General features: G+C 69.6%; 10 protein-coding genes and 1 tRNA gene. 3 read left to right on the forward strand and 8 right to left on the reverse strand.

Translation table 11 applies throughout. From position 1 onward, the window contains the following. Positions 1-216: 216 nt before the first annotated feature. On the forward strand, positions 217-1,299 hold the full coding sequence (locus ABD269_RS16260) for an alpha/beta hydrolase (RefSeq protein WP_425572911.1): 1,083 nt from the start codon (positions 217-219) through the stop codon (positions 1,297-1,299). A 45-nt stretch (positions 1,300-1,344) separates the two neighbouring features. On the opposite strand, the gene ABD269_RS16265 is transcribed toward ABD269_RS16260, so the two are convergent. The 7 genes from ABD269_RS16265 to ABD269_RS16295 all read right to left on the reverse strand — a co-directional run bounded on the left by ABD269_RS16265 (position 1,345) and on the right by ABD269_RS16295 (position 8,483). Then, positions 1,345-1,418: transfer RNA gene (locus ABD269_RS16265), tRNA-Met, on the reverse strand. Positions 1,419-1,505: 87 nt separating this feature from the next. Beyond that, the gene (locus ABD269_RS16270) at positions 1,506-2,468 is read right to left on the reverse strand and encodes an amidohydrolase family protein (RefSeq protein WP_344118492.1); all 963 of its coding nucleotides are present in this window, start codon (positions 2,466-2,468) and stop codon (positions 1,506-1,508) included. A 58-nt stretch (positions 2,469-2,526) separates the two neighbouring features. After that, positions 2,527-4,101, reverse strand: coding sequence for a bifunctional 3-(3-hydroxy-phenyl)propionate/3-hydroxycinnamic acid hydroxylase (locus tag ABD269_RS16275; protein ID WP_344118493.1), 1,575 nt, complete (start codon positions 4,099-4,101; stop codon positions 2,527-2,529). Between the two features lie 3 nt (positions 4,102-4,104). Continuing rightward, complete coding sequence (locus ABD269_RS16280; RefSeq protein WP_344118494.1) at positions 4,105-5,343, reverse strand: VOC family protein; 1,239 nt, start codon at positions 5,341-5,343, stop codon at positions 4,105-4,107. Continuing rightward, positions 5,340-6,254 (reverse strand): fumarylacetoacetate hydrolase family protein, encoded by a 915-nt coding sequence (locus ABD269_RS16285; protein WP_344118495.1) that lies wholly within the window; start codon positions 6,252-6,254, stop codon positions 5,340-5,342. Before ABD269_RS16285 ends, ABD269_RS16280 begins: the two co-directional genes overlap by 4 nt. A gap of 84 nt (positions 6,255-6,338) precedes the next feature. After that, complete coding sequence (locus ABD269_RS16290; RefSeq protein ID WP_344118496.1) at positions 6,339-7,841, reverse strand: MFS transporter; 1,503 nt, start codon at positions 7,839-7,841, stop codon at positions 6,339-6,341. A gap of 42 nt (positions 7,842-7,883) precedes the next feature. Further along, positions 7,884-8,483, reverse strand: coding sequence for a TetR/AcrR family transcriptional regulator (locus ABD269_RS16295; RefSeq protein WP_344118497.1), 600 nt, complete (start codon positions 8,481-8,483; stop codon positions 7,884-7,886). Between the two features lie 239 nt (positions 8,484-8,722). Here ABD269_RS16295 and ABD269_RS16300 point away from each other — a divergent pair, with 239 nt between their 5' ends. Beyond that, a complete protein-coding gene (locus tag ABD269_RS16300; RefSeq protein WP_344118498.1) occupies positions 8,723-10,258 on the forward strand; it encodes an alpha/beta hydrolase in 1,536 nt (511 codons plus the stop codon). Between the two features lie 24 nt (positions 10,259-10,282). Here ABD269_RS16300 and ABD269_RS16305 read toward each other — a convergent pair whose 3' ends face one another. Continuing rightward, positions 10,283-11,092, reverse strand: a complete 810-nt coding sequence (locus tag ABD269_RS16305; protein ID WP_344118499.1) for an SGNH/GDSL hydrolase family protein — start codon at positions 11,090-11,092, stop codon at positions 10,283-10,285. Between the two features lie 171 nt (positions 11,093-11,263). Between ABD269_RS16305 and ABD269_RS16310 the strand changes: the two genes are divergently transcribed. Beyond that, on the forward strand, positions 11,264-12,421 hold the full coding sequence (locus ABD269_RS16310; RefSeq protein ID WP_344118500.1) for a VIT1/CCC1 transporter family protein: 1,158 nt from the start codon (positions 11,264-11,266) through the stop codon (positions 12,419-12,421). Positions 12,422-12,575 lie beyond the last annotated feature (154 nt).

Consider the following 12,575-nt stretch of genomic DNA (forward strand, 5'->3'; position numbering starts at 1 on the left):
CTGCCTCCTCGTGGTGGAAGTTCCGGGCGCCACATTCGAGGGCGGCATGACCGGCGTCAATCGACATCCCTAAATGTCAGATAAATGTGGCCGGATACCCGGACTTCAGCGTCCAGTTGGCCGGGCTTGACGGAATCGTCCGCGACTCGATGCGTTCGGACGCGGGTTCGTGCAATCCTCCTTGACATCCCAAGACGCTTCAGGAGGCACAGCGTGATCAAAAGACTCGTAGTGCTCATCACGGCCCTCGGGCTGACCCTCTTACCAATAACCGGCGCCGCCCAGGCTCAGGGCACCACCCAGGCCCGGGCCGCCGCGCCGAGTGATACGGCCCCGCCGCCCCTGACCGACGGCTACGGCCTCACCCAGGTCGGCACCGCGACCGGCACCGCCATGAACTTCGTCATCACCGTGACCACGCCCCAGGTCGCGGGCCGGCATCACATCAAGATCATCCTGCCGAGCGACTACAACGCCGATCCGGACAAGCGCTACCCGGTGCTGTACTTCCTCCACGGCGCCGGGGACGACCCGGTCAACCAGAACTACCCGGCTCTGTTCAAGTCCAAGTCGATGATCACGGTCGTCCCGGACGGCGGTCTGCGGGGCTGGCACGCCGACTGGCGTGACCAGAACACGGCCGCCGGCGCACAGAACTGGGAGACGTTCCACATCAACCAGGTGATCCCCTTCATCGACGCCAACCTCCGCACCATCGCGGCCAAGAAGGGCCGGGCCGTCGCGGGCGTCTCGATGGGCGGGTTCGGCGCCTTCCACTATGGCCAGGACCACCCCGAACTGTTCAGCCAGGTCGCCTCGTTCTCCGGTGACATCGACCTGTCGGTGGACTCGATGGACCTGCGTCTGGCCGTCGTCGCCTCACTCACCAACGCTGCCGGCGCGCTCTGCGGCAACATCTTCGGCAACTGCAACGGGCCCTACGGTCCCACCGTGTCGAGCGACGCCCTCTTCGGCTCCCCCTACCCGGTGTTCAACGCCGACTGGAAGTGGAATCAGATCGACCCTTCCCGCCACATGGACAAGCTGAAGGGCATCGGCATCTCGATCTACGTCGGCAACGGCAACGGCAACCCCCTCGAAGCGGAATTCTGGCTGGAGGGAGCGTCCAAGCACGTCAGGGACAACCTGAACGCCCTCGGAATGCCCTACTACTTCGCGGACTACGGCAACGGCTCCAAATGGGGCCCGAAATGCAACGGTGGCCACAACGGCTACTGCTGGGCACAGGGCCTCGAGGACTTCATCCCGCGCCTGGAGCAGGCCTTCGCCTCCTCCTGACAGCGATGAAGGCCCGGCAGCCGAGCTGCCGGGCCTTCATGCGAGTAGCGGGGACAGGATTTGAACCTGCGACCTCTGGGTTATGAGCCCAGCGAGCTACCGAGCTGCTCCACCCCGCGTCGTTACGGTGAACAGTACGGCATCGAACCGGTGAAGCCGAATCGGCCATGGGGGAGCCGGTGCGGTCCGCTCCGAAGCCGCGAAGGTCAGCCGAGGCGCAGGAGCCGCTCCGCGTTGGTGTGGGCGATCTTGTTCAGGTCCGCGGCGCTCAGCGGGAGGTTCCGGAGGAAGCCGACGGCCTGGGCGCTGGACTCGTACGGATAGTCGATGGCGAACATGACGTTGTCGATGCCCACGGCGAGGACGGCTCCCAGGAGGGCGCTGGTCGCCATGACACCGCTGGTGGTGATGTGGAAGTTGTCGATGAAGTATTCGGAGGGCTTCCTGGCGAGCTTCACCTCGGACTGGACGAAGGGCAACCGGGTGTCGAGGCGGGACAGGTGGAAGGGCAGCAGCTCGCCCATGTGGCCGAGGATGACCTTGGCGGTGGGGAACTGGTCGAACAGCCCACTGGTGATCAGGCGGAGCGCGTGGGCGCCGGTTTCGGCGGCCCACGCGTATGTCGGTCCCATGAGCTCCGGCCGGTCCTCGAACACCGGCCAGCCGAGGGCCGCGCTGTTGGGGTGCAGGTAGAGCGGCACGTCGTGCCCGGTGAGCGCTTCCCAGAAGACGCGGAACCGCGGTTCGTCGAGGTAGTGGCCCAGGGTGTGGCCGTTGACCAGGACGCCGGACAGGCCGAGGTCGTTCACCGCGCGGCCGAGCTCGCGGACCGCGGCGGCCGGATCCTGAAGGGGCATCGCGGCGAGGCCTGCGAACCGGGTGGGATTCTCGTGGACGACGCCGGCGAGGACGTCGTTGGCCAGTTGTGCGTCGGAGACGGCGACGGCGGGGTCCGGCTGCATCTGCACGCCGGGATTGGTGAGCGAGAGCACCTGCATGTCGACGCCGTGCTCGTCCATGTCCATCAGACGCAACTCGGTGAATTCGGGCAGCCGGCGCTCCAGGTCGGCCAGATACGACGGCAGGAACTTCTGCGGCTGATGCAGGGCCGCCCCGGCGGTGGCCATGGCGGGCACGCTGAACGCTTCTTCCAACGCGATGATCTTCATGGCGGATCCTTTGCACTTAGGAGATGGCACGGCCGGGCGCTGCGCCCCGAATCGGCAGTCACGTCAGAACGCGCTCGGCCAGGTCATGCACCAAGGCGTCCGCGGCTTGTGCGTCACGGGCTCCGCCGAACACCTGGAAGTCGGGGCGGATCGCGACCACGGAGGCGTTGAGGCGCTTGAACCAATGCGCGTACGTGCCCTCGGCGTCCTTGAGCCCTTCGGGTCCGAAGTGGGCGCTGCGGCCGCCCAGTCGCCGCCAGGCGGCACGCCGCGGAGGGGAGAGGAGCTCGACCGGGTCCCGGTCGCGTCCGAGGAGGAGGAAGCCGGGCGGGGCGATCACTTCGTCCAGGAGCGCCGTACGCCCTCCGCCGCCCACCGTGGCCTGCAGCCCGAGGTTGCCTCCGACCCCGTCGTCCCGCAGGGTGCCGCCCCGTAGAAGCCAGTTCTTGTGAGCGTCTTCGATCCCCGCGGTCGCGTCGCGTTCGAGCTCGGCGTCGCGCCGCGCGGTCTGCTCCGGATCGAGCATGCAGATGAGCCGGCCGATGGCCACGGTCTCCTTGACGATCTGTGCGACGTGCGCGGAGCGTTCAGCGGTGTAGTCGTCGAGGAGGGATTCCTTGCCCTCTCCGTTCACCAGCAGGGCCAGGCGCCAGGCGAGGCTGGCCGCGTCGCGGATGCCGGAGTTGAAGCCCTGGCCGAGGAAGGGAGGCATCTGGTGTGCGGCGTCGCCGGCCAGGAGCACGCGACCCTTGTGCCACCGGTCGGCCCAGCGGCCGCGGAAGGTGTAGCGCGCGTGCCGGACGAGGTCGGCGTTGCCGGGGTGGATGCCCCAGGGGGCGAGAAGCTGCCAGGCGTTCTCATCGGTGTCGATGCCGGCCGGGTCGTCCGTGGGCATGACCATGAACTCCCAGCGCCGCCGCCCCGGACCGGCCGGCACCAGGGTGGTCGGCCGCGCGGGACCGAGACGCTGGCAGGCATAGGGAAGCCAGGTTGGCGGGGTGTGCGGAACGACGTCGACCACCACCCAGTCGCGATCGAAGCCGAGGTCCGTCATCTGTGGTCCGAGCAGGGAGCGGACGGTGCTGTTGGCTCCGTCGCAGCCCACCACGTACGCCGCGCGCACGGTGCGGGGACTGCCGTCCGCCACCGCGGCGAGTCCGGTGTGCGGCACGACGGTGGCATGGACCGCGGACCCGTCGTCCGTGAAGCCCTCCAGGGCGAAGCCCCGGTACTGGTCGATCAGCGGGTCGGCCCGTACGCGCCGCTCCAGCACCTCCTCGAGGTCCGGTTGCGAGAAGCCGGACATCTGGGCGTACCCCGAATCGGATTCCAGCGGATAGCGCGACTCCACCAACGTCCGCCCGGAAGAGTCCGCGAAGCTGAAGCGCTGCCCGTCCTGGCCCCAGGGCTCCAGCAAGACGGAGAGCTCCTCGCCCAGGCCGAGCTGCCGCAGGACGCGCTGGACGTCGTGGCTCATGGCCACGGCGCGTGGCAGCGGGTAGGGCCGCGCCCACCGTTCCACCACGCCCACGCGCAGCCGGTGCTGTGCGAGCAACAGCGCCAGCACCTGACCGACCGGACCGGCTCCCGCGATCAGTACGTCGCAGTCGAGTTCTTCGATCTCGTCGGTCATGGCTCAGCCCAGCGGTCCCATGTAGGTCTGGTCGGCATATGTGTCGGACAGCGGGGCGAGCGTCTCGGGCCACGGGTCGGTCACAGCGCGGCGCAGCCCGGCCGGCCTGGGCCTGCCGTCCCACCCCACCTGCTCCATATAGGAGTACAGGCAGACCAGGTGACCGTCGGGGTCACGGAGATGCGCCGCGTAGTCGATACCCAGGTACAGCTCCGGCGGTACGCCCTCGACCAGGGCGTACCCGGCGTTCACCAGATGCTCCACCGCGGCCCGCAACTGGGCGTAGCTGCCCACCTCCATGCCCACGCTGAGGCACGAGGTGTGTTCGCTCAGACCGAGCCGGCCGCGCAGCGCCTTGTCCACGAGGACGAAGGTGTGGTGCTCGGTGCCGCTGCGCAGGTACACGATGCGCTTGCCCCGGTGCTCGGCCTCTTCGACGACCTCGAAGCCGAGCAGCCCGGTGTAGAAGGCGAGCATCTCCGCCATCCGCTCGGTGAACATCGAGACCGGGCCGATCCCGGTCACCTTGAAGGGGCGTGGCAGGAGGACGCCGCCGACGTCGTGGGTCTCCTTCAGGTGTGCCTCGGACGGGCTCCAGCCGGAGTGGATGTCGATTCCCCGCTCCAGTGCTTCGCGCACCTCGGCGGCCTCCGACATCTGGGGCAGCGGTGGCACTTCGTCGAAGCCGCGGTCGTGCATGCCGTGCGGCCTGGACCGGCGCGTCCAGCCGATCTGTTCCATGCCGTAGTACAACTCGACCGTGTTGTCGTCCGGGTCACGGAAGTAGACGTGCCAGTTGCCGCCGGGCATGTCCCGGCCGGTGCGCCCGATCTCCACTCCGTGCGCGCGCAGGTACGCCCCGGCGTCCACGACTTCCCGCAGGCTGCCCACCTGCCAGGTGATCTGGCTGAGCGTGATGTCCTTCGCCTTGCGGTCGTTGCCGTTGAGGACGCCGAAGGTGCGGTGTGCCAGCAGCAGCGCGTGGTGGTCCGAGGAGTTGCTGGTGAAGATCATCCGCGGGTCGGTGACGACCTCCTCCACGACGGGACGCAGCTCCGGGGGCACCTGGTCGAAGAGGCTGACCTCGTCGGTGACGCGGAAGCCGAGCAGGTCGGTGTAGAAGGTGACCGCTTCGTCGAGGCGGTCCATGTTGAGGCCGAAGTGGCCGAAGCGCCGGATCTTGAAGGGGCGGGGCAGGAGGATTCCGCCGACGTCGTACTGCTTCGGTGCCGTGGTCGTCATGGCTGTTCTCCTTCCTGGCCGGTGCCGTCGGGGTGGCCGGGGCCCGCTGTCACGGGGTTGCGCAGCTCCCCGATGCCGGTCACCCAGCTGACGAGCGTGTCGCCGGGCTTGAGGAAGAGGGGCGGCTCGCGGAAGGCGCCGACGCCGGCCGGCGTGCCGGTGAAGATCACGTCGCCGGGCAGCAGCGGGCATGCCGCGGAGATGCGGGCGACCAGTTCGGCGACGGTGAAGACCATGCCGCCGGTCCGGCCCTTCTGCATGAGCCGGCCGTTGACGCTGCAGCCGAGCTCCAGGTCGTCGGGGTCGTCGAGCTCGTCGGGCGTGACGAGTACGGGGCCCATCGGCCCGAACCCGGGGAAGGACTTCCCCATCGAGAACTGCGGTGCGGCACCGGCGAGCTGGAGGACGCGTTCGGAGATGTCCTGGCCCACGGTGAGGCCCGCGACGTGGCGCCATGCCTGCTGCTCGGAGACGCGTTCCGCCCGCCGTCCCATCACGACGACGAGTTCGACCTCCCAGTCGACGTTCCGGCTGGGCAGAGGGATGGCGTCGTAGGGGCCGGACAGACTGCTCCTGAACTTGGTGAAGACCAAGGGAGTGTCGTGCTGCGCACCCGTGGGGAGAGCGTCGCCCTGTGCCCCGTGGCGGGCGGCGGCCTCCGCCACATGGTCGAGGTAGTTGGCACCGATACCGAAGACCTGGCGCGGTGCCGGGACGGGGTTCTGCAACTGGTCGAGGGGCAGCCGTTCCCCGCCGTGCTCGTATGTGGCCGCCCAGTCGACCAGTGCGTCCCAGCTGTCGAAGATGCGCGCGGGATCGGCCGGGAACCGGCCGCCGCTGGCTCGTTCGATGTCGATGGCCGTATCACCGTCGACGAGGACCGGCCGGTTTGCCATCACTCCGAGGCGCATGATGACGCCCTCCTTTCGATCTTGTGGTGCGCGTACAGATCGTCGACTGTGGCGACCAGCAGCCGCTCGCGCGGCGTCCAGGGGCTACATATGGACGACAGGTGCGGCGTCGACGTCCTGCCGGGGTACGCCGCGGCGGTAGAGCAGGCCGCTGACGATCAGGCCCGCGGCGAAGAAGCCGGCGGCCCACCAGTAGGCCGTGGAGTAGCTCTCCAGGGCGGCCCGGGCGAGGACGGCGGGATCCTTCGGGTTCTTGTCCGCGAGGTAGTGGGTGGCGGCACCGGTGGAGAGAGTGGTGAGCAGCGCGGTGCTGATGGAGCCGCCGACCTGCTGCATGGTGTTGACGGCGGCCGAGGCGACGCCGGCGTCCTCGGCTGCCACGCCGGAAGTTGCCAGGCTCATCGCCGGGGCCATCACCAGGCCGATGCCGAGCCCCGTCACGATCAGCGGTGGCATGACGCCCGAGGCGTAGCCGCTGGTCAGGTCGAGGGCGGTCATCCAGGCCAGGCCGCAGGCGGCGAGGCCCATGCCCAGCGGCACGACCGGCTTCGGGCCGACTCGCGGAATGAGGACATTGGTCGCGAGGAGAGTGGTGACCATCAGACCGGCGACCATGGGCATGAAGGCCAGGCCGGTCCTGGTCGGGGTGTAGCCCAGGCTCTCCTGCATGTAGTACGTCAGGAAGAGGAAGACGCCGAACATGCCCGCGCCACTGATCAGTACGGCGAGGAAGGAAGCGCCGCGATTGCGGTCCAGCAGGACGCGCAGCGGCAGCAGAGGGTGGGCGGCCTTGGTCTGCCACCAGGCGAACGCCACCAGCAGGGCGGCACCGGCGAGCAGGAAGCCCCAAGTGGCCACCGAACTCCAGCCATGGCTCTCGGCGTTGGAGAAGCCGTAGACCACGCCGAACAGGCCGGCCGAGACCAGTACCGTGCCGGGGACGTCCAGGGCGGAGCTCTTGTCGCGGGCGCCGCGGGTCAGCAGCAGGGCACCGCCGACGAAGGCCATGGCGGCGAAGGCCAGATTGACGTACATCGTCCAGCGCCAGTCGAGATACTCGGTGAGCACGCCGCCGAGGAGCAGTCCGATGGCGGCGCCGGCGCCCGCGATGGTGCCGTAGACGCTGAACGCCTTCGCGCGTTCCTTGGTGTCGGTGAACGTGGTCGTCAGCAGCGACAGCGCGGCGGGTGCGAGCAGGGCGCCGAACAGGCCCTGTCCCGCGCGGGCGGCGACCAGCATGCCGAAGCTGTCGGCCGCGCCGCCCAGGGCGGAGGCGCCGGCGAAGCCGACCACTCCCACCAGGAACGTGATCTTGCGGCCGAACAGATCGGCTATTCGGCCGCCGAGCAGCAGCAGGCTGCCGAAGGCCAGCGCGTACGCGGTGACGACCCACTGCCGACTGCCGTCGCTGAAGCCCAGGTCGTGCTGGGCCGAGGGCAGGGCGATGTTCACGATGGTGGCATCGAGGACCACCATCAGCTGGGCGACGCAGATGACGGCGAGGACCCACCACCGGTGGCGGGGCGCCCGGTCGGCCGGGGCGGGTGCGGTGTCGACGTCGGTCACGTCGGCAGTGGTGCGGGACATGGTGTGAATCTCCGGAAAGGGGGCGGGCCGGGGGAGGCCGGGTCAGGAGTGCAGCAGCGCGGGCAGGAGCGCGTGGTCGACACAGCTGGTGAGGAAGTCGGCATCGGCGAGGCCGCCCGACAGCAGCGGGCGAGTGACCGTCACGCTGAGAATCAGTTGCGGCAGGAAGTTCGCGGCGGCGGGCCGCGAGGCCAGCTCGCCACGCTCGACGGCTCGGTCGACGACCCCGATCAGGTCGTCGGACCAGGGCTCCACCAGCGAGGTGCGCACCGCTGTGGCGAGCTCCTCGTCCGTGAGCACGGCGTGCGCCATCGCGGAGATCAGAGCGGTGTCCTTCGCCGCCTGTGTGGCCAGCAGCTCGACCATGGTCAGCAGATCGCCGCGGAGCGTGCCCGTGTCGATCTCCTCCGGCTTCATCGGCCGCGTGGCGTAGAGCGCGGCAGCCACAAGCTGCGGTTTGCCCGGCCACATCCGGTAGAGCGTGGCCTTGCTGCAGCGCGCCCGGGAAGCGATCAGGTCCATCGAGAGGCCCTCGTAGCCGACCTCGCGCAGCACGTCCAGCGCCGCATTGAGCAGATCCATCTCCCGGTCGGGGGTCATCCGGGGGCGGCGGACGCGTGCGGCCTCGGTGTCGTCGGGCATCGGGACCTCCATTTGGTACGGAACAGTTTCGTACCATCATGGTAGGCCGGGCTCGGGAGAAACGCAACCGTACTATCTGCCGCCCGACGGCATGGGTGGGGCAGGCCCCCGCAGGATTCGGGGGACAGCCGGAGTGGTCATGGGCGGGTGCGTCACTAGCGTCTTGATGCATGACACATGTATTGAATGGCGAGAGAACAGCCTCTTCGGGAAGGCGCCGACGACACCGCGCCTCGGCCATGGGCCTCGCCCTTGCCGCCTGTCTCGCCGCGGCCCCCGAGGCCTTCGCCGCCCCCGTGACCGCACCCGCCGCGGCGACACCCGGGGCCGGTCTCGACCGTTACCACCGGCAGCGCCTGGACTGGGGCAGCTGCGTCAAGGGCCCCGACGACACCATGGGCCGCGGCCTGGAGAAGGCCGGCGCACAGTGCGCGGACGTGACCGTGCCGCTCGACTACGCCGACCCCGGAGGCCGTACTATCACCGTCGCGATATCCCGGCTCAAGGCCACCGACACCCGTCATCGCGTGGGCCCGCTGTTGGCCAACTTCGGCGGCCCCGGCGGGCTCGGACTCGACGGCCCGCCGGTCGTCCGCAAGTCGATGAAGGGCGTCGGCGCGCGCTACGACATCATCGGCATGGATCCGCGCTTCGTCGGCCGCAGCACCCCGCTCGACTGCCACTGGCCCGTAGGCCACTCCATCTTCTCGGCCGGCCCCGACCGGGCCGGCTTCGACCGGCAGGTCGCCCTGCACAAGGACCTGGCCGCGAAGTGCCGTGCCACGAACGCCTCCGTGCTGCCGTACGTCAGCACGCGCAACACGGCCCGCGACATGGACGTCATCAGGGCCGCGCTCGGCGCGCGGAAGCTCTCCTATCTGGGCTACTCGTACGGCACTTACCTGGGTACCGTCTACACCCAGATGTTCCCCGGGCGCTACGACCGGGTGGTCCTCGACGGGACGATCGACCCGCGCCGTTACAACCCCCGGCTGATGCGCGGCGCCGAGCCGGAGAACGAACAGGCGCTCGCCGGCTGGGCGGCCTGGGCGGCGAAGCGGCACGACACCTACGGCCTCGGCCGCACCCGCGCCCAGGTGCTCGCCACCGTCGACCGCGTTGTCGAGAGGTCCGCGCGCGGGCTGACCCTCGGCACCGCCCCCGATGTCTTCCGGCTCGACGACTCCCAGGTGCCGACCCTGATCTTCAGCGGGATCGCGGAGGACACCGATGCCGCACGGGCGGTCTTCGGTGAGCAGATGTCCGTGTTGGCCAAGGCGGCGCAGGGCCGCCCGACCCGGCTCTCGGCGGAGTTCAAGGAGCTGCTGCAAGCGAACGTGACCGGCAGGAATTCGCACTTCGGCAGTGTGCAGACGGCCATCCTGTGCGGGGACGTCGCTGCCCCGCGTGACCCCGAGCAGTACTGGCGCGACATCGAGCGCAGCCGGGCCGCCCACCCGCTGTTCGGCCCGCTGACCAACAACATCGGCCCGTGCGCCTTCTGGGACCGTCCGCGCGAGGAGCCCACACAGGTGCGGCACGACGCCCCGGCACTGATCGTGTCCGCCACGGGCGACCCGCGCACCCCCTACACGGGCGCGGTCGCCCTGCACGGCATGCTGCCCAGCTCCAGGCTCATCACCCTGAAGGGCGCCAATCAGCACGGTGTCTACGGTTACTACGGCAACACCTGCGTGGACGCGCAGGTCAACTCCTATCTGGCCACGGGTGAACTCCCTGCGAACGACCGGACTTGCGTCAAACCGACCGGCTGAACAGGACGACACCGGCCGCCTCGCTCACATGCGGGCGGTCCCGGTGAACGCCGGAAGATAACCCTGTGCATGACCGACAGCCGTGGGGTGGTACGACTCGCCGACAGGGAAAGTGGCGGAACGGATCCAAGGCGCCTCGGAACAGATCTCGTGCCCGGTGAAGCGCCCCCTGACATCCGCGAACGCGAAGCCGTGACCGGCGGCCCGCTTGGCCATGACCGCGTCCAGCACATCGGCGGCCTCGTCGATGGCGGCCCGCCTCGTCTCGCTCATGCCGAGCAGACAGCTGCCGTGCCGCGCGAAGAGCCGCGGGTAGCCGAGGACGACGACGCGGGCGGCGGGAGCCTTTCCCCTGATGGCGCCGTACATCGCGTCCAAGTCGTGGGGGAGGGTGCGCTGGATGTACGTACGCGCCTCGGCGACCCGCGTCTGGCACGCGTTCTCTCCGCCGAGCGCGCAGGTCTCCATCACCTCGCCGAACCCCGCGTCGTTGGCGCCGGCGGTGATGCTGATGAGCGCGGTGCGTCTGTCGAGCGGCCGCAGCTGACTCGCGACGACGTCTTTGGTGGTGGCCCCGGAACAGGCCGTGAACGCGAACTTCCTGCCCCGATGGGCCGCCGCCCACAGCGCCGGGTAGGAGCTGGAGCTGCGCTTGCACTCTCCGCTGCCGTCGTCGTAGTGGCCGGCGCCGAGGCCGGAGGAGTAGGAGTCGCCGAGGGCGACATAGCCGTCGACAGGCGGCGCGTCGGCGCGGGCGGTGACCGCCCCGCCTCCGGCGAGCAGCAGTGCGGACAGCAGGAGGGCGAGTCGCCGGCGGCGCGGTTTGTGGGTCATGTTCCGCTGAACGAGCCGGAGCACGGGGCGGATACGGGAGTGTCCGCCCCTCTCCTCGATAACGAACGGTGACCCGCGAGTACAACCCGTATGCGGGCAGCATGCTCGTAGGCGATGGGCGGTATATTGCATATTGTCCAAATGTGGGGGCGGCTCACGATGGGCCAGGCGATGAACACCGACACGCATGACCGTGACGCCCGCGCAACCCGGCGGGCGGCCGCGCGGTACCGGGAACTGCTCGGCTCCGAACGGCGGAGCGCGGCGCTGTACCGGGGGCTCGCGGAGAGCGCCGCCGGGGAACAGCAGCGGATCTTCCTGGAGCTGGCCTCGGTGGAGGAACGGCACGCCGCCCACTGGGAGGACAAGCTCACCGCCCTCGGTGCCCGCGTCCCCGGGCCCTGCCGGCCGGGGCCGCGCACCAAGCTGCTTTCCTGGCTGGCCCGCCGGTTCTCCGTCGACGAGGTCCTGCCGTTCCTGGAGCGCGCCGAGCACTCCGACGCCGGGCTGTACGAGGGCGACCCCGAGGCCGCGCCGGGGATGGCCGCCGACGAGCGCTCGCACGCCCGCGTGCTGACCCGGCTGCGTGACGAGTCGCAGGGTGACACCGGCGAAGGCGGCCGGGCGATCGCCCGGCGCGAGCGCTGGCACCGCAGCGACCGCTCCGGCGCGCTGCGCGCCGCCGTGTTCGGCGTCAACGACGGCCTGGTCTCCAACGGCTCCCTGGTCATGGGATTCGCCGGCTCCGGAGCGGCGGGCACGACCATCCTGTTCGCCGGAGTCGCCGGGCTGCTCGCCGGCGCGTTCTCCATGGCCGCCGGCGAGTACATCTCCATGCGCAGTCAACGGGAAGCCTACGAACGGGAGATCGCCCTCGAGGCCGAGGAACTGCGCGACGACCCCGAGGCCGAGGCCGAGGAGCTCGCGTTGATCTACCGGGCCAAGGGGCTGGACGGTGACGAGGCGCAGCGCGTCGCCGCGACCATCATGAAGAACAGCGACACCGCCCTGGACACCATGGCCCGCGAGGAGCTCGGGCTCGACCCCGACGAACTCGGCTCGCCCTGGTCGGCGGCGTTCTCCAGCCTCATCGCCTTCGCCCTCGGCGCGGTCGTGGTCGTCCTTCCCTACCTGTTCGGCTCCGGCACCGCCGCACTTGTCGTCGCGATCGCCCTGGCCGCCACCGCCCTGTTCGCCGTCGGCTCCACCCTCGGACTGCTCAACGGCAGAACGGCCCTGCGCTCGGGCGCGCGTCAGCTCCTCGTCGGCGCCGGTGCCGCTCTGGCCGTCTACTTCATCGGACACGCGCTCGGCGCCGGTCAGATCTGATCCGACACGTCCTCGGCTCTTTGGCGGCGAGAACGGCGAGAACGGCGAGAACGGCGAACACGGCGAACACGGCAGGAAACTCCCACGCTTGCTACCCGAATGGCACGGCGGATGAACACAACCGACATATCCGCATGAGTTATGTTCTCGCGCA

The sequence above is a fragment of the Streptomyces blastmyceticus genome (genome assembly GCF_039521185.1).
Taxonomy (GTDB): Bacteria; Actinomycetota; Actinomycetes; order Streptomycetales; family Streptomycetaceae; genus Streptomyces; species Streptomyces blastmyceticus.

Excerpts from the sequence above, each read along its gene's own strand:
- ABD269_RS16270 (WP_344118492.1), bottom strand. The coding sequence starts at position 2,468 with ATGAAGATCATCGCGTTGGAAGAAGCGTTCAGCGTGCCCGCCATGGCC.
- ABD269_RS16275 (WP_344118493.1), bottom strand. The coding sequence starts at position 4,101 with ATGACCGACGAGATCGAAGAACTCGACTGCGACGTACTGATCGCGGGA.
- ABD269_RS16280 (WP_344118494.1), bottom strand. The coding sequence starts at position 5,343 with ATGACGACCACGGCACCGAAGCAGTACGACGTCGGCGGAATCCTCCTG.
- ABD269_RS16285 (WP_344118495.1), bottom strand. The coding sequence starts at position 6,254 with ATGCGCCTCGGAGTGATGGCAAACCGGCCGGTCCTCGTCGACGGTGAT.
- ABD269_RS16290 (WP_344118496.1), bottom strand. The coding sequence starts at position 7,841 with ATGTCCCGCACCACTGCCGACGTGACCGACGTCGACACCGCACCCGCC.
- ABD269_RS16295 (WP_344118497.1), bottom strand. The coding sequence starts at position 8,483 with ATGCCCGACGACACCGAGGCCGCACGCGTCCGCCGCCCCCGGATGACC.
- ABD269_RS16300 (WP_344118498.1), top strand. The coding sequence starts at position 8,723 with ATGGGCCTCGCCCTTGCCGCCTGTCTCGCCGCGGCCCCCGAGGCCTTC.
- ABD269_RS16305 (WP_344118499.1), bottom strand. The coding sequence starts at position 11,092 with ATGACCCACAAACCGCGCCGCCGGCGACTCGCCCTCCTGCTGTCCGCA.
- ABD269_RS16310 (WP_344118500.1), top strand. The coding sequence starts at position 11,264 with ATGAACACCGACACGCATGACCGTGACGCCCGCGCAACCCGGCGGGCG.